The sequence below is a fragment of the Streptomyces sp. NPDC030245 genome (assembly GCF_055572995.1).
Window position 1 is genome coordinate 149,325 of sequence record NZ_JBVICF010000008.1, and the last position, 20,462, is coordinate 169,786.

Annotated in this window: 19 protein-coding genes; 11 read left to right on the plus strand and 8 right to left on the minus strand. The window is 72.2% G+C overall.

Annotated elements, in window-relative coordinates:
- Positions 1–144: 144 nt before the first annotated feature.
- Positions 145–1,284: a non-homologous end joining protein Ku gene (ku, locus tag ACZ4Z4_RS22275; RefSeq protein ID WP_468329778.1), complete on the minus strand. Its 1,140-nt coding sequence runs from the start codon at positions 1,282–1,284 to the stop codon at positions 145–147.
- Between the two features lie 105 nt (positions 1,285–1,389).
- Between ku and ligD the strand changes: the two genes are divergently transcribed.
- Together ligD and ACZ4Z4_RS22285 are read left to right on the plus strand one after the other, a co-directional pair.
- Positions 1,390–2,277: a non-homologous end-joining DNA ligase gene (gene ligD / locus ACZ4Z4_RS22280; protein ID WP_468329781.1), complete on the plus strand. Its 888-nt coding sequence runs from the start codon at positions 1,390–1,392 to the stop codon at positions 2,275–2,277.
- 103 nt (positions 2,278–2,380) lie between these two features.
- On the plus strand, positions 2,381–2,809 hold the full coding sequence (locus ACZ4Z4_RS22285; RefSeq protein WP_468329784.1) for a nuclear transport factor 2 family protein: 429 nt from the start codon (positions 2,381–2,383) through the stop codon (positions 2,807–2,809).
- Positions 2,810–2,812: 3 nt separating this feature from the next.
- On the opposite strand, the gene ACZ4Z4_RS22290 is transcribed toward ACZ4Z4_RS22285, so the two are convergent.
- Entirely contained in the window at positions 2,813–3,622 is an 810-nt protein-coding gene (locus tag ACZ4Z4_RS22290; RefSeq protein WP_468329787.1) for a nuclease-related domain-containing protein, read from the minus strand.
- Positions 3,623–4,027: 405 nt separating this feature from the next.
- Here ACZ4Z4_RS22290 and ACZ4Z4_RS22295 point away from each other — a divergent pair, with 405 nt between their 5' ends.
- From ACZ4Z4_RS22295 to ACZ4Z4_RS22315, 5 genes are all read left to right on the plus strand, one after another.
- Positions 4,028–4,792, plus strand: coding sequence for a hypothetical protein (locus ACZ4Z4_RS22295; protein WP_468329790.1), 765 nt, complete (start codon positions 4,028–4,030; stop codon positions 4,790–4,792).
- Complete coding sequence (locus ACZ4Z4_RS22300) at positions 4,789–6,096, plus strand: ATP-binding protein (protein ID WP_468329793.1); 1,308 nt, start codon at positions 4,789–4,791, stop codon at positions 6,094–6,096. Before ACZ4Z4_RS22295 ends, ACZ4Z4_RS22300 begins: the two co-directional genes overlap by 4 nt.
- A gap of 131 nt (positions 6,097–6,227) precedes the next feature.
- Positions 6,228–6,767, plus strand: coding sequence for an SH3 domain-containing protein (locus tag ACZ4Z4_RS22305; protein ID WP_468329796.1), 540 nt, complete (start codon positions 6,228–6,230; stop codon positions 6,765–6,767).
- Positions 6,768–6,829: 62 nt separating this feature from the next.
- Positions 6,830–8,203: an FtsW/RodA/SpoVE family cell cycle protein gene (locus ACZ4Z4_RS22310; protein WP_468329799.1), complete on the plus strand. Its 1,374-nt coding sequence runs from the start codon at positions 6,830–6,832 to the stop codon at positions 8,201–8,203.
- The gene (locus ACZ4Z4_RS22315; protein ID WP_468329802.1) at positions 8,200–9,660 is read left to right on the plus strand and encodes a peptidoglycan D,D-transpeptidase FtsI family protein; all 1,461 of its coding nucleotides are present in this window, start codon (positions 8,200–8,202) and stop codon (positions 9,658–9,660) included. Before ACZ4Z4_RS22310 ends, ACZ4Z4_RS22315 begins: the two co-directional genes overlap by 4 nt.
- Before the next feature lie 27 nt (positions 9,661–9,687).
- Here the strand turns inward: ACZ4Z4_RS22315 and ACZ4Z4_RS22320 are convergent, their stop codons facing one another.
- Positions 9,688–10,794 carry a ferritin-like domain-containing protein gene (locus ACZ4Z4_RS22320; protein ID WP_468329805.1) on the minus strand — a complete coding sequence of 369 codons (1,107 nt, stop codon included), beginning with the start codon at positions 10,792–10,794 and terminating at the stop codon, positions 9,688–9,690.
- A gap of 126 nt (positions 10,795–10,920) precedes the next feature.
- On the opposite strand from ACZ4Z4_RS22320, the gene ACZ4Z4_RS22325 reads away from it, so the two are divergent.
- From ACZ4Z4_RS22325 to ACZ4Z4_RS22340, 4 genes are all read left to right on the plus strand, one after another.
- Positions 10,921–11,859 carry an AurF N-oxygenase family protein gene (locus ACZ4Z4_RS22325; RefSeq protein ID WP_468329808.1) on the plus strand — a complete coding sequence of 313 codons (939 nt, stop codon included), beginning with the start codon at positions 10,921–10,923 and terminating at the stop codon, positions 11,857–11,859.
- Between the two features lie 206 nt (positions 11,860–12,065).
- Positions 12,066–12,791, plus strand: a complete 726-nt coding sequence (locus tag ACZ4Z4_RS22330) for a TetR/AcrR family transcriptional regulator (RefSeq protein WP_468329811.1) — start codon at positions 12,066–12,068, stop codon at positions 12,789–12,791.
- 34 nt (positions 12,792–12,825) lie between these two features.
- Positions 12,826–13,098 (plus strand): hypothetical protein, encoded by a 273-nt coding sequence (locus ACZ4Z4_RS22335; RefSeq protein ID WP_468329814.1) that lies wholly within the window; start codon positions 12,826–12,828, stop codon positions 13,096–13,098.
- Positions 13,099–13,423: 325 nt separating this feature from the next.
- Positions 13,424–14,656, plus strand: a complete 1,233-nt coding sequence (locus tag ACZ4Z4_RS22340; RefSeq protein ID WP_468329817.1) for a C40 family peptidase — start codon at positions 13,424–13,426, stop codon at positions 14,654–14,656.
- Here ACZ4Z4_RS22340 and ACZ4Z4_RS22345 read toward each other — a convergent pair.
- The 5 genes from ACZ4Z4_RS22345 to ACZ4Z4_RS22365 are packed head-to-tail and all read right to left on the minus strand — an operon-like array spanning position 14,626 to position 20,322.
- Complete coding sequence (locus ACZ4Z4_RS22345) at positions 14,626–15,864, minus strand: styrene monooxygenase/indole monooxygenase family protein (RefSeq protein WP_468329820.1); 1,239 nt, start codon at positions 15,862–15,864, stop codon at positions 14,626–14,628. The genes ACZ4Z4_RS22340 and ACZ4Z4_RS22345 overlap by 31 nt on opposite strands.
- 13 nt (positions 15,865–15,877) lie before the next feature.
- Positions 15,878–16,495 carry a GTP-binding protein gene (locus tag ACZ4Z4_RS22350; RefSeq protein ID WP_468329823.1) on the minus strand — a complete coding sequence of 206 codons (618 nt, stop codon included), beginning with the start codon at positions 16,493–16,495 and terminating at the stop codon, positions 15,878–15,880.
- Positions 16,476–16,901 (minus strand): DUF742 domain-containing protein, encoded by a 426-nt coding sequence (locus tag ACZ4Z4_RS22355; RefSeq protein ID WP_468329826.1) that lies wholly within the window; start codon positions 16,899–16,901, stop codon positions 16,476–16,478. Before ACZ4Z4_RS22355 ends, ACZ4Z4_RS22350 begins: the two co-directional genes overlap by 20 nt.
- On the minus strand, positions 16,898–17,443 hold the full coding sequence (locus ACZ4Z4_RS22360) for a roadblock/LC7 domain-containing protein (RefSeq protein ID WP_468329829.1): 546 nt from the start codon (positions 17,441–17,443) through the stop codon (positions 16,898–16,900). Before ACZ4Z4_RS22360 ends, ACZ4Z4_RS22355 begins: the two co-directional genes overlap by 4 nt.
- 8 nt (positions 17,444–17,451) lie before the next feature.
- Positions 17,452–20,322, minus strand: coding sequence for a sensor histidine kinase (locus tag ACZ4Z4_RS22365; protein ID WP_468330453.1), 2,871 nt, complete (start codon positions 20,320–20,322; stop codon positions 17,452–17,454).
- Positions 20,323–20,462 lie beyond the last annotated feature (140 nt).

Here is a 20,462-nt window from a genome sequence, read left to right on the forward strand (position 1 = left end):
TACGCGGAGGATCTAATTCCATCAAGAGCTTGTGACATTCATCACAGGGGCGCAAAAGGGACGTGACGCAATATGCCGTCCGTGCTTTGCAATGCCCCCTTACGTGTCAACATCGGTGCCGTGGCGGACCCGGCCCCGCGCTTGTCAGGCCGAGGCTCTGCGCTTTGCCGTCGACTTCTTCGCCGCGGCGGCCTTCTTCTCCGTCGCCTTCTTGGCGGTGGTCTTACGAGCCGTCGCTTTTGTCGCCGTCGTCTTTGTCGCCGACTCCTTGGAGCCCGCCGTTTTGGACGCCGTCGACTTCGCCGTGCTCTTCCTGGCCGGAGCGGCCTTCTTCTTGGCCGCCCCCGCTCCCGCTCCCCCGGCCCTGGACGCGGCCGTCGACTTCTTGCCGCCCACCTGCTTGGGGGTGGCGCGGGACGACTTGCGCGGCAGGTGCGTCACCTCGGCCACCGAACCGCCCGAGCCGTCCGAGCCGTCCGGAGCGCTCTCGTCGGCCTCGGCCTCCCCGCGCGCCGAACGCGCCTCGCGGACGCTGTTCTCCAGGGCGGCGAGCAGGTCGATGACCTTGCCGCCACCCTCGCCCGCCGGGGCCTTCCGCGCCGGGGCGGCGCCCTCGGCCTTCGCGGCGACCATTTCCTCGACCGCCTCGCGGTAGTCGTCGTGCAGGGTGTCGAGGTCGACCTCGCCGAGGGTGTCCATCAGGGCGTCCGCCAGGTCGAGTTCGGCGTCCCGGACCGTCACGTGCTCGTCCGGCGCCACCCCTTCGGGCGCACGGATCTCGTCCGGCCACAGCAGCCCGTGCATGGCGATCACGTCGTCGACGACGCGGAGCATGCCGAGCCGCTCCCGGCCCCGGAGCGCGAACTTCGCGATGGCCACCCGCCGGCTGCGCTTGAGCGCCTCGCGCAGCAGCGTGTACGGCTTGGCGGCGGGGCCGCCGTTCGCCGACAGGTAGTAGGCGGCGCCCATCTGGAGCGGGTCGATGCGGTCCGCGGGGACGAAGGCGACGATGTCGATCGTCCTGGCCGTCGGGATGGGCAGCGCCGCCAGGTCGTCGTCGGTGATCGGGATGATCGAGCCGTCGGCGTCCTCGTACCCCTTGCCGATCTCCGCCGTCGGCACCTCGCGCTCCTCCAGCTCGCACACCTTGCGGTAGCGGATGCGGCCGCCGTCCTCCGTGTGGATCTGCCGGAAGGAGATGGAGTGGTTCTCGGTGGCGTTCACGAGCTTGATCGGGATGCTGACCAGACCGAAGGAGATCGCACCGTTCCATATGGATCGCACGTCCGGCACCTCACGGGAGTGGGGAGGGGTGGGGGCAAGGGAAGGGCCCGGAGAGACCGCAGCCCTCTTTGTGGCGTTGTGACCGTTTTATGGGACTCTCATCCTATGACGCCGATCACAGAGGTGGAGGGGCGACGGCTCGCGCTCAGCAATCTCGACAAGGTCCTGTATCCCGCGAGCGGCTTCACCAAGGGCGAGGTCCTGCACTACTACGCGAGCACCGCCGACGCCCTCCTCCCCCACCTCCGCGACCGGCCCGTCTCCTTCCTGCGCTACCCGGACGGCCCCGACGGCCAGCGCTTCTTCGCCAAGAACGTGCCGCCGGGCACCCCGGACTGGGTGCGGACCGCCGAGGTGCCCCGCTCCCGCTCCGAGGGGCGGGCGCGCCAGGTCCTCGTCCAGGACCTGGCCACACTGATGTGGGCGGCCAACCTGGTCACCGAGTTCCACGTGCCGCAGTGGCGGGCGGACTCCCCGGCGCGGGCCGACCGGATGGTCTTCGACCTGGATCCCGGCCCGCCCGCCTCGGTGGTCGAGTGCTGCCGGGCGGCGCTCTGGCTGCGGGAGCGGCTGACCGCCGACGGATTCCACGTGTACGCCAAGACGTCCGGCAGCAAGGGGCTGCACCTGCTCGTACCGCTGGAGCCGACCCCCTCCGAACGGGTCACCGCGTACGCCAAAGGGCTGGCCGTCGAGGCGGAGCGCGAGCTGCCCGAGCTCGTCGTGCACCGCATGACGCGGAGCCTGCGCCCCGGCAAGGTCTTCGTCGACTTCAGCCAGAACGCCGCCGCCAAGACCACCGCCGCCCCCTACACCCTGCGAGCCCGCCCCGAGCCGACCGTCTCCACCCCCGTGACCTGGGACGAGGTCGAGGAGTGCGAGGAGCCGGAACAGCTGGCGTTCGCCGCGGACGACGTGGGGCCCCGGCTGCGACGGCTCGGAGACCTGTTCGAACCCCTCGCCGACCCGGACCTGGCGCGCCCGCTGCCTTGACCCCAAACCGGCGCGTGACCGGCATCACACCTAATCAAGTTTGACTACTAACCATCGAAGGCATACCTTCTACGGCACTAGTCAAAGTTGATGAGGAGACCGCGTGACCCTTCTTCCCGAGACCGGATACGTCCCGACCGCCGAGGACCGCGCCGGCCTGGACGCCTGGTTCGCCGAGTACGACGCGCACAGCGCGAAGCGCGACGTGGAGCGGATGGCCGACCTGGCCGTCTTCCCGCTCAACCTGGTCAGCGACGACTCCGCGGGCGACGGCCGGGCGGCGCAGTGGGACCGGGAGCAGTTCGTGGCGACCATGACGCACGTCATGGGCGACGGCGGCGAGGACATCACCTTCGAGTCCACGCGCACGCCCGTCTTCCTCTCCCCCGCGATGGCCGTCGTCTTCACCGACTCGGTGATGACGGCGAACGGCGAGACGCAGCGGCTGCGCTACGCCGACATCCTGATCAGGCGCGGCGGGTCCTGGGCCTTCCAGACCATGATCCAGGGCGGCTGGGGGGACAACCTGTAACGCTCAGACCCGCTCCCAGGTGCGGCGGTCCCTGGCCAGGGCGTGCAGGGCCTCCACATCGGCCGGTTTCAGCACCCCGCCGAGCCGGGCCAGCGCCGGCAGGTCCGCCTCGCGCAGCACTCGCACGTCGCGCGGCGGCGCCGCCACGTCCAGGTCGGCGGCGCCGGTCCCGGCCAGGGCCAGGACGGGGCGGACCTCGGCCGTCAGCGCGAAGGAGGCCCGGCCCGCGTCCGAGCGGATCGTGCGCAGCAGCGGGAACGGCTCGGCGCGGCCGACCGTGACCATCGGGTCGGCGATGCGCACCCGCTGCTTGCGGACGGCGAGGGTGCCCACGCAGAACAGGCCGCCGGGGCCGATCAGGAGATGGTGGATGCGGGCGCCGCCGGGCAGCGGCAGGGAGTGCAGTACGCGCCAGCCCGCGCCCTCCAGAGCGTCCAGGGCCTCGCCGACCGTCTGCTCGGCGGCGAGCGCGCGGTGCCGGGGGTCGGCGCGCAGTCTGCGGGCGGGCGCCGGGTCGCGGTCCAGGGAGATCTGAAGGGCCTCGCCGGGCCGGTTGGGGGCGAGGTCGTCGTCCGGGTGGAGGGCGAGGCGGGCCAGCTCTCCCGGGGTGGGGGCAGGGGGCGGGCCCACCGTGACCTGACCGGTCAGGAAGGGGGCGAGGACGTCCAGTACGGCCCGCTCGTGGTCCTCGCTGAGCAGGTTGACGCGGGACGAGTCACGGTCGTACCAGGCGATGTTCCTGCCGTCCGCGAGACACACGTACAACCGCTCCTGCCCGTGCCGCCAGGCCGGTACGACGCGCAGTCCGTTCATGCGCCATCACCCCCTGGACCATGGGACCAGCCCGCATGCTCCCGCGGCAAGAACCCGGCGGCGCGCGAAGGGAGTTGGGGCGTCTTTGCGCCGGGTGCGCCCGGTCCGGGCGGGACGTCCCTCCGGTCCTGTCACGGCACCACTCGCACAGCTGTGGCCCGCTGTCACGCGGCTCCCGTGAGCACCGAGCGCCGCCGCCTTCTCCTCCGTACCGCCACAGGACTGGCGAAGCTCGCGCGGTGCGGCAGATCCAGCAGGTCGACAAGAAGGACTTCCCCACCAATAAGGTGTACGGGGCCGACCGACCCGAGCCGCGCCCGCTGACCTGCGGCGAGGCGATCGTGGGCGGTCACCGCCCGGACGACATCTCACGACAGGCCGCGCCCCGCGGCAGGCAGGAGTGCAGTGAACCGCAGCCGGCTCGCGGCCGCCGCCCTCGCCGCCCTCGCCGTGACGGCGGTGGGCGGCTGCGGCGACCCGGGCGGGCTGGAGGGTGCCGGCGCGACGCCGACCGCCCAGGGCCCCACCCGCCTCTGGCCCGACCTGCCGTCGCCCTCGGTGCCCGCCGAGGACTACGGCGCCATAGAGAGCGTCAAGGTCGAGGGGGTCGAGGTGCCGAAGGGCGGGCTGCGCAAGGTGGACCCGGTCGACGTCGTCCGCGCGGACTTCATCGAGAACCCGGGGACGTACGAGCGTTCCGACTCCGCGTACCGGAAGACCCTCGACCGGCTGGCGGACTGCGCCGCGGACGGCTCCGGCGAGCGGGGGCGGTGCCCCGTGCTCAAGGCGTACTACCGCGATCTGACCGGGGACGGCGAGGACGACCTGATCGTCGGCGTCTCGACCCCCGACGACAACCTCGACATCCGCGTCTACGCCGAACGTGAGCGGCAGCTGACGCAGATCATGGAGATGAGCGACGCCGTGCTCGGCGTCGAGCTGGCCGGGCGCGACCTGATCATCCGCGCCGTCTCCAGCCTCGCGGGGTACGAGTACCACACCGTCTGGTCCTGGGACGCGCACCAAAAAGCGATGCTGCCGAAGAGCGACGAGATCGTCCGCGCCACCGACGCGCCGCGGGACAAGACGGCCCGCCCCTCCCCCGCGCGGCCCTCCGAAAGCGGTGGGCCGTCGACGAGCTCCTCCTCCTCGCCGGGCGGCGGGCGATGAGCCACCGGCAGCCGCGCGGGCCGCGGCTCCCCGCCTGGACGGCGACCCTCACCTGGAAGGCCGCCGTCTTCATCACCGTCATGTGCTGCGCGCTCGCCGCGCTGCTCGGCGCGCTCGTGCACGTCTCGGTGACCAACCAGACCGTGGGCCAGGCCCGTGAGCGCGCCCTCGCCCGGCTCGCCGAGGTCACCGAGCGGTACGAGGCGGGCGACCGGCTCGGCCCCGGCGCGGGCGTCGACCCGGCGGGCCTGCCGGGCAGCCTGCGCGACCTCGCGCTGAGCGGGGAGCGCGGCACGATGGTCGCCTCGCACGAGTCCCGGCCGACGATGTGGGCCGCGGGCCCCGCCGACGGGCACCGGGCCATCGCCGTCCAGGTCGACTACGCGCAGGGCGCCCGCACCATCGACGGGCTCGACCGGGCGATCCTCGGCTCCTCGGTGCTCGCGATCGGCGCGACCCTCCTGGTCGGCGCGTTCGCCGTGACGCGGGTGACGCGGCGGCTGCACCAGACGGCGCAGGTGGCGCGGCGGATCAGCGCGGGCGATCTGGACGCCCGGGTCAGGGACCCGCACTCCGGCCCGGACGCCACGGGGGTGGTCCGCCACCAGGACGAGGTGGCCGCGGTCGCCGGGGCGTTGGACACGATGGCGTCCACACTTCAGGGCAAGCTCCTGAGCGAGCAGCGGTTCACCGCGGACGTCGCGCACGAGTTGCGCACCCCGCTGACCGGGCTGCACGCGGCGGCCGAGCTGCTGCCGCCGGGCCGGCCGACCGAGCTGGTGCGGGACCGGGTCGCCGCGCTGCGCACGCTGACCGAGGACCTGTTGGAGATCTCGCGGCTCGACGCGAAGAGCGAGCGGGTGGACCTGGACGCGCACCGGCTCGCTCCACTGGCGGAGCGGGTGGTGCGCTCTTCGGGCGACGGCACGGAGCTCGTCGTCGTACGCGATGTGTGCGTGGAGACCGACCGGCGCCGCCTCGAGCGGGTGCTCGGCAACCTCGTGACCAACGCGCTGAAGCACGGGCGTGCGCCGGTCCTCGTGACCGTCGACGGCCCCGTCGTCTCCGTGCGGGACCACGGCGACGGCTACCCGGACTACCTGGTGGAGCACGGGCCGCAGCGGTTCCGCACCGAGGGGACGAGCAAGGGGCACGGGCTCGGGCTCACCATCGCGCTCGGGCAGGCGGCGGTCCTCGGCGCGCGGCTGACCTTCTCGAACGCGGCGGACGGCGGGGCGGTGGCGACCCTGCGGCTGCCGTTCGAGGAGGCCCCGGAGGGCGGCGACGGGGACGAGCCGCGCTAGGCGGTTGCGCCACCCGTGGGATTCCTGGGGTTGCGGGTGAGGTTGTGCGCACCCACGGTGTCGCTTTTAGTGAGATTCGCGGCCTTTGCGTAACCGGTCGGCCGCCCCACTCGCTTACCTGAGGAGCACTCATGTCCCTGCGTGGCACCGCCATCCGGCTCGGCACGGTCACCGCCGGCTGCGCTCTCGCCGCACTCACCGTCACCGGCCCGGCCGCGGCCCTGGACGACCCCGACAACACCGGCAAGCCGAGCAAGACCGGCAAGACCCAGAAGGTGGAGAAGGTCCAGAAGACCGACAAGCCCGAGAAGACCGGCAAAACCAGTAAGCCCGCCAAGACCGCCAAGCCCGACAAGGTCAGCAAGCCCACCAAGGTCGACAAGGTCAACAAGCCCAAAAAGGTGGGCAAGACCGTGAAGGCCGAGAGCAAGCCACCCGTGTACAAGGGCCGCGTCACCGCCAAGAGCGGGCTCCTGCTCCGCACCTCCCCGACCCGCGGCAGCAAGGTGGTCCGCACCGTCCCCCACGGCAAGGTCGTCACCATCTTCTGCCGGAGCAAGGGCGACCGCGTCGTCAACAACAACGTCTGGTACCTGCTCACCGACGGGACCTGGGCCTGGGGGTCCGCGCACTACATCGCCAACATCGGGAAGGTGCCCCGCTGGTGCTGACGGCCCGGCCGACATAGGCGGCATAAGCGGACTTCAGGGCGATTGCTTGCTACGTTCCGGGCATGGCCGGAACCAGCGCGGACCCCGCACCCCCAGCGGGCCCCGCTGTCCGGACCGGCCACGTCCCCAGGCGCCGCGGCACCGAGCTCGCCCTGCTCGTCGTCGCCGTCCTGCTCTCCGTGTACGGCTACTGCGACGTCGGCCTCGCCCGACACGGCACCGTCCCGCCCGGCGCCGCCGGTTACGGCGCCGGGCTCGGCGTGCTCGCCCTCCTCGCGCACCTCGCCGTCCGCTTCCGCGCCCCGTACGCCGATCCGCTGCTGCTGCCCATCGCGGTGCTCCTCAACGGCCTGGGCCTGGTCCTCATCTACCGGCTCGACCTGGAGACCCCGGACGACGAGGCCGCGCCCGCCCAGCTGATCTGGTCGACGGTCGGCGTGGCCCTCTTCATCGTCGCCGTCCTCGTCCTGCGCGACCACCGCGTGCTACAGCGCTACGCCTACCTCTCCGTCGTCACCGCCCTGATCCTGATGATCGTGCCGATCCTCTTCCCCGCCGTGAACGGCGCCCGGATCTGGATCAGGATCGGCGGCTTCTCCATCCAGCCCGGCGAGTTCGCGAAGATCCTGCTCGCGGTCTTCTTCGCCAGCTACCTCGCCGCCAACCGCAACGCCCTCGCCCACACCGGCCGCACCGTCTGGCGGTTCCAGCGCCTCCAGCTGCCCACCGGACGCGTCCTCGGCCCCATCGTCGCGATCTGGCTGCTGAGCGTCGGCGTCCTCGTCCTGGAGCGCGACCTCGGCACCTCGCTGCTCTTCTTCGGGCTCTTCGTGATCCTGCTGTACGTCGCCACGGGCCGCATCGGCTGGATCGCGGTCGGCCTGCTGCTCGCCGCGTTCGGCGCGTTCGCGGTCGGGTCGCTCGAACCGCACGTCCACAGCCGCGTGGCGGACTGGCTGCACCCCTTCGCCTCCGTCGAAGCCGGGCAGGGGCCGAACCAACTCGCCCAGTCCCTCTTCGCGTTCGCGGCAGGGGGGATGCTCGGCACCGGACTCGGCCACGGCCACTCCATCCTCATCGGCTTCGCCGCGAAGTCCGACTTCATCCTGGCCACGGCGGGCGAGGAGCTCGGGCTCGCGGGACTCTGCGCGATCTTCCTGCTCTACGCGCTGCTCGTGGAGCGCGGCTTCCGGGCCGGGCTCGCGCTGCGCGACGCGTTCGGGCGGCTGCTCGCGATCGGGCTCGCCTCGATCGTCGCGCTCCAGGTGTTCGTGATCGCGGGCGGCGTCATGGGGCTCATCCCGCTCACCGGCATGGCGATGCCGTTCCTCGCGCAGGGCGGTTCTTCGGTCGTCACCAACTGGATCATCGTGGCGCTGCTGATCCGGGTCAGCGACTCGGCGCGCGGCCAGCCCGTCCCCGCGGAGCCCGCGTGACACGGCACATCCGGCACGCCGCCGCGTTCTGCGCGCTGCTGCTCATCGCCCTGCTCGCCAACGCCACCCGCGTCCAGGTCGTCGAGGCCGGCGCGCTCGACGACAACCCGGCCAACCGCCGCAACGCCATCGTCCGCTTCGGCCAGCCGCGCGGCGACATCCTCGTCGACGGGCGGCCCGTCACCGGCTCCAGGGACACCGGCGAGCAGCTCCGCTACGAACGGACGTACCGCAACGGTCCGTTGTACGCACCCGTGACAGGCTTCGCCTCGCAGGTGTACGGCACGACCTTCCTGGAGGACGCCGAGGACGACATCCTCTCCGGCACCGATCCGATGCTCGCCCCGCTCCCCCTGTGGAACGACATCACGCGCACGCAGAACCCGGGCGGCAAGGTCGAGACCACCATCAAGGCGCCGGTGCAGCAGGCGGCGTACGCGGGTCTCGGCGGCAAGCGGGGCGCGGTCGTCGCGCTCGAACCGTCGACCGGGAAGATCCTCGCCCTGGTCAGCACCCCTTCGTACGACCCCGAACGGCTCTCCGGGACCCGTGGGTCGGTCGCCGACAGCTGGGCGGAGCTGAACGGCAGCCCGGACAGGCCGATGCTGAACCGGGCGATCCGGCAGACGTATCCGCCCGGTTCGACGTTCAAGGTGGTGACGGCCGCGGCGGCGCTCGACTCGGGCACGGTGACGGACCTGGACGCGCCGACCAGGTCCCCCGCCCCGTACACCCTGCCCGGCACCAGCACGCAGTTGACCAACGAGGTGGAGGGCTGCAAGAACGCGAGCCTGCGCTACGCCTTCCAGTGGTCCTGCAACACGATGTTCGCGAAGCTCGGCGTCGCCACGGGTCTCGGCCCGATGACGCGGACGGCGCGCGGCTTCGGGTTCGACGACGGCGGGCTGCGGATCCCGTCGGCCGTCGCCGCGTCCCGCTTCGACACGTCGATGGACAAGGCGCAGCTCGCGCTCTCCGCCATCGGGCAGTACGACACCCGGGCGACGCCACTCCAGATGGCGATGGTGTCGGCGGCCGTGGCGAACGGCGGCTCGGTCAGGTCCCCGCGCCTCGTGGACCGTACGACGAGCGACGACGGCGACGTGGTCGCCACCACGGGGACCAGGACGCTGCGCCAGGCGATGACACCGGGCACGGCGGCGCAGCTGCGGGAGATGATGACGCAGGTCGTCGAGGAGGGCACCGGCACGAACGCGGCGATCCGCGGGGTGACGGTCGGCGGCAAGACGGGCACGGCGCAGCACGGCGTCGACAACTCCGGTACGCCGTACGCCTGGTTCATCTCCTGGGCGCAGGCGGCCGACGACCCGGAGCCGTCGGTGGCGGTCGCCGTGGTGGTCGAGGACGCGTCGGCGGACCGCGGCGACATCAGCGGGGGCGGCAGCGCGGCGCCGATCGCGCGGGCGGTGATGAAGGCGGCGCTCGGCGCGCGCTGATTCCCCGGCGGGACTTCCCCGGTGGAATCAGTGCGCCCCGCCCGACGCGATGGCGTCCCGCACCTCCGCCACGCGCTCCCGCTCCTCGGCCGCGAAGCGCTCCGCGTCCAGCTTCTCGGCGATCTCCTCGTCCTCCGCCATGAGCCGGTCGAGGTTGGCGTCGCCCATCTCGAAGACGCCCATGTCGACGTAGGCCTCCTGGAGGCGCTTGCCCCACAGGCCGATGTCCTTGACGCACGGCACGATGCGGGAGAACAGCAACTGCCGGAAGAGGGCGAGGAATTCGGAGTGCTCGCTGTACTCGTGGGCCTGCGCCTTGGGGATGCCGAAGTTCTCCAGGACCTCGACGCCGCGCAGCCTGTCGCGCATCAGGTAGCAGCCCTCGATGACGAACTCCTCGCGCTCGCGCAGTTCGGCGTCCGTGAGCTGTTTGTAGTAGTCGCGCAGCGCCATGCGGCCGAACGCCACGTGCCGGGCCTCGTCCTGCATGACGTAGGCGAGGATCTGCTTGGGCAGCGGCTTGTCCGTGGTGTCGCGGAGCATGCCGAACGCGGCGAGCGCGAGGCCCTCTATGAGCACCTGCATGCCGAGGTAGGGCATGTCCCAGCGGGAGTCGCGCAGGGTGTCGCCGAGCAGTGACTGGAGGTTGTCGTTGATCGGGTAGAGCATCCCGATCTTCTCGTGCAGGAAGCGGCCGTAGATCTCCGCGTGCCGCGCCTCGTCCATGGTCTGCGTCGCGGAGTAGAACTTCGCGTCCAGGTCGGGGACCGACTCGACGATGCGGGCCGCGCACACCATCGCGCCCTGCTCGCCGTGGAGGAACTGGCTGAACTGCCAGGAGGCGTAGTGCTTGCGCAGCTCACCCTTGTCCCTGTCGGTCATCTTCGCCCAGTGCGGCGTGCCGTAGAGGGTCATCGACTCGTCGGGGGTGCCGAGGGGGTCGTACGGATCGACCTCAAGGTCCCAGTCGATGCGCTTGGCGCCGTCCCACTGCTTGTCCTTGCCCTTCTGGTAGAGGGCGAGGAGGCGGTCGCGCCCGTCGTCGTACTCCCAGCTGAAACGGGCCGAACCGGCGGACGGTACTTGCCAGTTGAGCCCAGCCGGCGGACTGGTGTAAAGCTCATGCGTCGCCATGACGGCAGGCTCACACGCTGATGGACAAGGGGTCAACAAGTCGCGCACAAGGGATTGACGGCCTTGCTGACAAGCAGTCTCATAAGAGTTGACCGCCGGTAACCCCGCGACAAGGCAGGAACAGTCATGACGACCGTGACGGAAGACGTTTCGCTCGACGGCCTGCGGGACGCACTCGGGCTGCTCAAGGACCGGGAGCAGGTGGCCGCCCGGCTCCTGGAGTCGTCCGCCAAACACTCCTTCGACCCCGACAAGGAGCTCGACTGGGACGCGCCGGTCGAGGAGGGCAAGTGGTTCTGGCCGCCGGAGCTCGTCTCCCTCTACGACACCCCCATGTGGCGGCGGATGTCCGAGGAGCAGCGGCTCGACCTCGCCCGGCACGAGGCCGCCTCGCTCGCCTCGCTCGGCATCTGGTTCGAGATCATCCTGATGCAGCTGCTCGTCCGGCACATCTACGACAAGTCCGTGACCAGCGCCCATGTGCGGTACGCCCTCACGGAGATCGCCGACGAGTGCAGGCACTCGATGATGTTCGCCCGGATGATCCAGAAGGGCGGCGCCCCGACGTACCCGGTCTCGCGCCTCAACCACAACCTCGCGCGCGTCCTGAAGACGGTCTCCACCACGCCCGGCTCCTTCGCCTGCACGCTGCTCGGCGAGGAGATCCTCGACTGGATGCAGCGGCTCACGTTCCCGGACGAGCGCGTCCAGACGCTGGTGCGCGGGGTGACCCGCATCCACGTCGTCGAGGAGGCGCGCCATGTGCGGTACGCGCGGGAGGAGTTGCGGCGCCAGATGGTGACCGCGCCCCACTGGGAGCGCGAGCTCACGCGGCTCAGCTGCGGCGAGGCCGCGCGGGTCTTCTCCATCGCCTTCGTCAACCCCGAGGTCTACACGAACGTCGGCCTCGACCGGCGGGAGGCCGTGGCCCAGGTGAAGGCGAGCGGGCACCGCAGGGAGGTCATGCAGAGCGGGGCGAAGCGGCTCACTGACTTTTTGGACGACATTGGTGTGATGCGAGGTGTCGGGCGACGGCTTTGGCGGAGTTCGGGGTTGTTGGCCTAGGTTTTTTGCTGCGGGTGCGCTGTGGCGGGTCGCGCAGTTCCCCGCGCCCCTTGAAACGCCCCTGCGGGGCGCCCCAGGGGCTGGGCGCGCCCGCGCGGCGGAGCCGCATATGTCACAGCCCCGCGCCCCTTGAAACGCCCCTGCGGGGCGCCCCAGGGGCTGGGCGCGCTCCCTGGCGCGGCGCGCCCCGCGTTACGCTGCCTGGCATGAGCTTGCCTGCTGCCTCTCCCGCTTACCGTCGCATGAGCGTCGAGGCGCGGCGGCGGCAGCTTCTGGAGTCCGCGCTCACGCTCTTCGCGCACCGGGCGCCGGAGGAGGTCAACCTCGACGACGTCGCGGAGGCGGCCGGGGTCTCGCGTCCGCTCGTGTACCGGTACTTCCCCGGCGGGAAGCAGCAGCTGTACGAGGCCGCGCTGCGGTCCGCCGCCGACGAGCTGGAGCAGTGCTTCGCCGAGCCGCCGGAGGGCCCCCTCACCCGGCGGCTCTCCCGCGCACTCGACCGGTACCTGGCCTTCGTCGACCAGCACGACGCGGGGTTCAGCGCCCTGCTTCAGGGCGGCAGCGTCGTGGAGACCTCGCGCACGACCGCCATCGTGGACGGCGTGCGCCGGGCCGCCGCCGAGCACATCCTCAGCCACCTGGGCGTGCCGGAGCCGGGTCCGCGGCTGCGGATGACCGTACGGATGTGGATCACGGCGGTCGAGGCGGCCTCGCTGATCTGGCTGGACGAGGAGAAGCAGCCGCCCCTCGACGACCTGCGGGACATGCTCGTCGAGCAGTTCATGGCGGTGCTCGTGACGACGGCGGGACGCGACCCGCAGACCGCGGACGTCGTCCGGTGGGCGCTGACCCTGGAGACGCCGGAGGGACCCGTCGGCGACCTCGCGCGCGGCGTACTGCCGGTCGTGGCCGACGCGGCACACCTGCTCTGAGCGTCCTCGGCGTGCGGGGTGTGACACTGGGGGCGTGAAGAGCGAAGACACCCCGTTCGTGGGCGGCCCCCTGGACGGCCGGGTACTCCCGATCCTCGTCGGGCCGACGGGGCATCCCCCGAAGACGTACCGCGTCCCGGTCCCCGACGACGCGGGCGGTCCGCCGACGGTCCTGGTCTACCGCCGTACTCCCGCGGCGGGCCGCAGCCGGGTCTCGCTCGGCGCGAGGTGGCAGTACGAGTTCGACGCGGCCGGCGACAACGGGGGCGGCTTGAAGTGGCCGTGGTCGAAACCGGGACCCCGCTGACCGTGCGCCTCTGTGGGCAGATCGTGGCTGGCCGCGCAGTTCCCCGCGCCCCTGACCCCGAACCTTCACCCCGCCCTCCTGAAGCGCACCCCGCAGGGGTGTTCCAGGGGCGCGGGGCTGTGACATGTGCGGCTCCGCCGCGCGGGCGCGACCAGCCCCCACCCATCCGCAGACATGAACGACACGACGCAACCCACCACGCCGACGCCCCCTGCAAGGGTGACCCAGGTTGCGCCGACCGCCCCCGCCGGGAGGCGAACCCCTCGGCCGGGCCGGAAGCTCACCCTGCGCGCAGGAGAGTCCTCCGCGCACCGGAGGTGATGACGTGTCAGACACGCTGCTGCGGTGGGTCTGCACCGGGGCCGCCCTCGGCGCCCTGTGCACGACCGCTCCCCCGGCCCAGGCGGCCCCGACCCCGGAAGGGCAGAGCGTCACGGCCCTCCTGACGGACCTTCACCGCCTGTACCAGTCGGCCGAGGAGGCCTCGGAGACGTACAACGCGACCGAGGAGAAGCTGAAGAAGCAGAAGGCCAGGGCCAAGGCCCTGGACGTCGCGCTGGCGAAGGCGCGCGCCGCGGTGCGCGACAGCCGGGGCGACGCCGGCCTGTTCGCCCGGCAGCAGTATCAGGGCGCCACCGAGCTCTCCCCCTACGTACGCCTGCTGCTCGCCCGCGACCCGCAGCGCGCCCTCGACCAGGGGCACGTGCTCGGGCGGGTCGCCGCGGGCCGGGCCGCCACCGTGGAGCGGCTGGTCGGCGGCGAGAAGAGGGCGGACGACCTCGCGAGGGCGGCGAAGAAGGCCCTGGCGGACCGGGCCGCCCTCGCCGCGCGGCAGAGGAAGCAGCGGGACAAGGTCGAGGGGCAGCTGCGGGAGGTCGAGGAGCTGCTCTCCTCCCTGAGCGCGGAGCAGCTGGCCGCGCTGCGCCAGGCGGAGGAGGCGGGTACGGCGGAGGCGCAGGAGAGGTTCCTGGCGTCGGGCGCGCTCGGCGAGCCTGGGACGCGCGTAACGTACGGGACCCCCGGAGCACCCGGGACCCCCGGAGCACCCGGGACACCCGGCGCGCCCGGCGGCAGCCCCGGCACCCGACCGCCCTCGCGGCAGGGCGACAAGGCGCTCGACTACGCGGTCCGGCAGATCGGGCGGCCCTACAAGTGGGGCGCCGAGGGCCCGAAGGCGTTCGACTGCTCCGGGCTGACCTCGCGGGCCTGGGCGCACGCCGGCCGGAAGATCCCGCGGACCAGCCAGGAGCAGTGGGCCGAGCTGCGCCGCATCCCCCTGTCGAAGCTGCGCCCGGGCGACCTCGTCGTCTACTTCCGCAAGGCCACGCACGTGGCGATGTACCTGGGCGACGGCAAGGTCGTCCAGGCGCCGCGCCCCGGCACCCGCGTCAAGGTCTCACCGATCGCGGCCAACCCGGTCCTCGGGGCGATGCGGCCCGACCCGAAGGGCCGGGCCGTGTCCTCGTACACGCCGCCGAGGCTGCCCGAGGGCGCCACCTCGGGCAGCGACCTCGGGTACGGCAGGGGTCAGGCGCCGGACGCCACGGACTCCAGGTAGGCGGCCGCCTTCTCCGGGTCGAAGAAGAAGTTCTCGAAGTCGGCCGGGTCGTTGAAGCCGTTGGCGAACCGGTCGGCGACCGGCTGCATCTGACCGGCCGCGCCGAGGATGTTCAGGACGTGCTCCGGCGGGGCGCCCAGCATGGCGTTGGTCCACTTGGTGACGGACTGCGCCGTCTCCCAGTAGCGGTCGAACGCCGACTGCATCCACTCCGCGTCGAACGGCTTGTCGCCGTGCTCGACGATGGAGGAGATGTACGAGGCGGCGCACTTGGACGCCGAGTTGGAGCCCTGGCCGGTGATCGGGTCGTTGGCGACGACGACGTCGGCGACGCCGAGGACCAGGCCGCCGCTGGGCAGCCGGCCGATGGGCTTGCGCACGGTGGGGGCGTACCGCCCGGCCAGCGTGCCGCCCGCGTCGGTCAGCTCGACCTTCGTCGCGCGCGCGTACTCCCAGGGCAGGAACTTCTCCAGGAGTTCGAGGGTGAGCGCCAGGTGCTCGCTGGGGTCCTTGATGCCCTGGAAGACGTCGAGCGGGCCGCCGGGGACGCCCTCCCAGAAGAGGATGTCCGCGCGGCCCGACGTGGTGAGCGTCGGCATGACGAAGAGCTCGCCGACGCCGGGCACGAGGTTGCAGCGCACCGCGTCGAACTCGGGGTGCTCGGGGCGCGGGCCGAGCCCGTGGACGTACGCCACCGAGAGAGCGCGCTGCGGCTCGGCGAACGGGGAGCGGGCCGCGTCGCGCTCGAACATCGAGACGAGTTCGCCCTTGCCGGCGGAGACGAGCACCAGGTCGTAGGTGCGCGCGAAGTAGTCGAGGTCGGAGACCGCCGCGCCGTGGATGACCAGCTGGCCGCCGCGCTGCGCGAACGTCTCCATCCAGCCCGCCATCTTCACGCGCTGGTCGACGGACTGGGCGTATCCGTCGAGCTTGCCGACCCAGTCGATGGCACGGGAGCCGTCCGGTCCCGCGACGGAGACGCCGACGCCCTCGATCTTCGGGGCCTGCGACTCCCAAAAGTTCGCCTGGATGTCGCGCTCGTGCTGGAGCGCGGTGTGGAACATGCACTGCGTGGACATGACACGGCCGGACCGGATCTCGTCCGCCGTGCGGTTGGACATCAGGGTGACCTCGTACCCCTGCGCCTGGAGCCCGAGAGCGATCTGGAGCCCGGACTGCCCGGCTCCGACGACAAGTATCTTCCGCATGAGGGTCCTTCTCTTACTCAGGGGTTACGTCGAGCGCGTGGCCGACCAGGGCGAGCAGCGACTCGATGACCGAGATGCGCCGCCGTGCGTCCATGATCAGCACCGGTATGTGCGGCGGCACCGTCAGGGCCTCCCGCACGTCCGCCGGCTCGAACCTCTCGCTGCCGTCGAAGTGGTTGACGGCGACGATGTACGGCAGGCCGCAGCTCTCGAAGTAGTCGAGCGCCGGGAAGCAGTCGGAGAGGCGGCGGGTGTCGGCCAGCACGACGGCGCCGATCGCGCCGCGCACCAGGTCGTCCCACATGAACCAGAAGCGCTGCTGGCCCGGCGTGCCGAAGAGGTAGAGCACCAGGTCGTCGTCGAGCGTGATGCGGCCGAAGTCCATGGCGACCGTGGTGGTCGTCTTCTCCGGGGTCCCGCTCAGATCGTCGGTGTCGGCGCTCGCCTGCGTCATCAGCGCCTCCGTCTGGAGGGGCGTGATCTCGGAGACGGCGGTCACCAGCGTCGTCTTGCCGACGCCGAAACCGCCCGCCACCACTATCTTCGTGGCGATCGGGGCACGTGACCTGTCCGTCTGCCAGGCCTGCAACTGACCCTCGTTGTCGAGGAGTTCAGAGACGGCGGAGTCCACTCAGCACCCTTTCCAGCAGTGCGCGGTCGGGCTGTCCCGGGCCGTGGCCCGTACCGTACACGCGGATCTTTCCCTGGTCGGCGAGGTCGCTGAGCAGTACGCGGACCACGCCGAGCGGCATCTTCAGGAGCGCCGCGATCTCCGCGACCGTACGCATGCGGCGGCAGATCTCGACGATCGCCCGCATCTCCGGCATGACCTTCGACAGCGAGCCCTTGGGCAGTTCGAGGCGCTCGTCGGGCGCTTCGAGCGCCGGGTTGCTGGCCACGAACGTCTCGACGAGCAGGACGTGCCCGAACCTGGTCCGCCCGCCGGTCAGCGAGTAGGGCCGCACCCGGGCGGGTTTTCGGTCGCCGCCGCGCTGCGGCAGCTTCGGCGACTTGCGGCTGCTGCTCCTGCTGCTCATCGGGCGCTCTCCATCGACTGGCGCAGCTCGCTGCGGAGTTCGGGGGTGAGGACGTGCCCGGCGCGGCCGACGAAGAGCGCCATGTGGTACGCGACGACGCTCATGTCGCAGTCCGGTGTGGCGTGCACGCCGAGCAGCGAGCCGTCGCTGATCGACATCACGAAGAGGCTGCCCTCCTCCATGGCGACGACGGTCTGCTTGACCGCTCCGCCGTCCATCAGCTTCGCGGCGCCGATGGTGAGGGAGCCGAGCCCGGAGACGATGGTGGCGAGGTCCGCGCTGGACCCCTTGGGCCCCGAGGGCTTCGCCGCGGGGCGCTCGGCGTTGCGCCCGGGGTCGGACGAGAGCAGCAGCAGCCCGTCGGAGGAGACGACCGCGACGGAGAGCAGTCCGGGCACCTCCTCCACCAGGTTGGTCAGGAGCCAGTGCAGATTGCGGGCTTCACTGCTCAGGCCCGCGGATCCGGTCGGTGCGGCCGGTTCGGCACGCTCGGCGGGTCGTGCGGGTTTTGCGGGTGTGGCGGACGAACTGGGCGTGCGCATGGGCGCAGTCAACTGCTTGCCTCCTCGACTGAGTCCCCCATTACGTCTGCGGCTCGTTCATTCTGGTCCGACGGCTTCGTCGTCTCTTCCCCCGCGTCTTCCCCCGCGATCTCGGCCTCCACGTCCCGTCGGCCGCTGATCGCGCCCTGGTGGAAGCCGCCGAGGCGGCGGCGGAGTGCTTCGGCGTCCACGGAGCCGGTGCGCGGCTTGGGCGCGGCGGCCGCGGGCGCGGTGATCTTCGGGGTGCGCTTGGGCAGCCCCTTGTCGGTGACGCGCTCCCACTTGGGGGGCGCGGGGGCCTCGGCGGGCTCCGGGGCCGGGTCCGGTGCCGGGTCGTCGTCCGGGTCCGGCGCCAGGCGCTGCGGCGGCACGAGCTCCATCGTGGTCTCCGCCGAGGGCGAAGGGCCGGAGTCGGACGCGGACTCGGAGTCGGAGTCGGAGTCGGTATCAGTGCCGGAGTTGGCGTCGGAGTCGGCTGAAGGCTTGGCCTCCGGTTCCGGCTTGGTCTCGGGCTCCGGCTCGGGAGCAGGCGAAGCCGAAGGCGAGGGGAGCGCCGTCTCCAGCGTCCGCTCGGCCGCCGCGATCAGCGGATCCTCACCGGGTGCGCTGGTCAGACGCCCGGGAAGGACATTGGAGTTGGCCTCGGCCGCGGAGCCGGGCAGGTGCGTCAGGGGCTCACCGGCGCGCGGCGGCGCGACCACGGCGGCCGGTGCGGCCGGTGCGGGCGCGTCCGCGAGGATTCCCTCGGGCAGCACCACGACCGCCGCGACACCGCCCTGCTTCTGCTCCCGCAGCCGCACGCGCGCCCCGTGCCGGGCCGCGAGCCGCGCGACGACGTAGAGGCCGAGCCCGAGTCCGTCGCCGCTCTCCTGGTCGTGCACGGCGTCGGGATCGAAGTCCGTGAGGCGGGCGTTGAGCTCCCGCATCCGCTCCTGCGGGACGCCGATGCCCTCGTCCTGGACGGAGAGCATGACCTCGCCGTTCTCCAGGAGCCAGCCGGAGACCTCGACGGAGGCGTCCGGCGGCGAGAACGAGGTCGCGTTCTCCAGGAGCTCGGCGGTGAGGTGGCTGATGTCGTCGGCGGCGAACCCCGCCACGTGCGCGTGCGGCGGCAGCGTGGCGATGCGGACGCGTTCGTACCGCTCGATCTCGGAGACCGCAGCGCGTACGACGTCGACGAGCGGGACCGCGCCGGGGTGCTGGTGGCCGTGCTCGGCGCCGGCGAGGACCAGGAGGTTCTCGCTGTGCCTGCGCATGACCGTGGCGAGGTGGTCGAGCTTGAAGAGGGTGGCGAGCCGGTCGGGGTCCTGCTCGCGGTCCTCCAGGTTCTCGATGACGGCGAGCTGGCGCTCGACCAGGCCGAGGGTGCGCAGGGCGAGGTTGACGAAGGTGCCGTGGATGGACTGGCGCACCTGCTCCAGATGCGCGGAGGCCTCGGCGAGCTCCTCGCGCAGCGCCGCGCGCTCGTCGGCCATGGACTGCCGCTGCCCGATGAGGTGCTTGCGGTCCGATTCGAGGGTGGCGAGGCGCTCGGTGAGGGCGGCCGCGTGGCCGTGCAGCGCGTTGACGGAGCGGACGACCTGGGCGAACTCGTCGTCGCGGCCGGTGAAGCGGATCGGCTCCTGGGGCGCGGGCTCGGTGGCGAGGCGGGCCGAGCCGAGGCGCAGGACGGCGAGCGGGCGGGTCAGCGAGCGGGCCGTGCCCATGGCGAAGCCGACCGCGACGAGCAGGCAGACGCCGACGAGCGCGATGCGGATCTCCAGGGCCGTGACGTCGTCGTCGCGCAGCTGGGCGAGGTGCTTGGTGCGCTCGACGCCGAGCGCGGACTCGGCGCCGCGCATCGTCTCGATGCGGGCGGAGAGCGCGGCGTCGACCTTCTTGCGGTCGTAGCGCCGCTCGTCGGTGGAGAGCGTGGGCTGGTCGGTGAGGCGCTCCAGGTACTTCTCCGCGGCGCTGACCTCGGCGCCCGTGACGGTCGACTCGTACGTGGCGCGGGCCGGGTCGCCTGCCGCGTCGCGGAAGTCGGCGAGGGCGGCCAGCTCGCGGACGCGGGCCCGCTGGGCGGCGCCGCTGAGCTCGTCGCGGCGCTTCGCGTCGGCCGGGGCCTCCTCGGTGCCGTCGGTGGGCAGGCCGGTGACGGGGTCGACGGCGGTGCCGGTGGAGCGCGGCAGGGAGAGGGCGGCGAGGAGCAGGCCGCGGGCGACGGCGGCCTGTTCGACGGCGTGGTCGAGGTCGGCGAGGGCGAGGGCGCCCCGGTTCGCCTCGGGGGGCAGCCGCTCGGCGAGGTCGCGGGTGAGGCCGTGGAGCTCGGCGATGACCTTGGTGTACGCCTCGTGGGCTTCGAGAGCGGTGCTCTTGCCGGTGAGCGCCGCTCTGCGTACGGCCGCGATGTCGGCGAGATCGGCGCGGAGCGCGGGGGGCGTGTCGGCGCCGCGGAGCTCGTCGACCTGCCGGTCCACGCGGGCGCTGCGGCTCTCGGAGAGGCCCTTGCCCTGGGGGCGCCCGGCGGCGATGAAGGACGTGACCTCGTCCCGCTCGTCGGCGAGGGAGTGGCCGAGGGAGACCGCCTGCTGGGTCTGTTCGGCGAGCGTCACCAGGCTCTGGGTGTCGTTCAGCCGGTCGGACGCCGCGATGACGGCGGGCGCGCCCGCTCCCGCGACGGCGGCGGCCACGACGGCGACGGCGACGATCAGCCGATTGCGTACACGGGCGGTGGGCGCCTTGTTGACGGGGGCCGCCGGGGTGGAGGGTGCCGGGACGGAGGCGTCGGGACCGCCGGGCTTGCCGACAGGCGCGGCGGCCTTGCCGTCAGGGGCGCCCGCCGCACCGGCAGGAGCGCCTGATGCACCGGAATGAGGAGCGGCCTTACCGGCAGGCATGCCCGCCTGACCGGCAGCCGCGCCGGCCTTGCCGTCAGCAGTGGCGGCCTTGCCGCCGGGGGCCGCGGCCCCGCCCGGAGCGGCGGCCGTGTTCACGCCCGCCCCGGTGGCCGGAAAGGAAGCCGCTCCAGGGTGTGGAG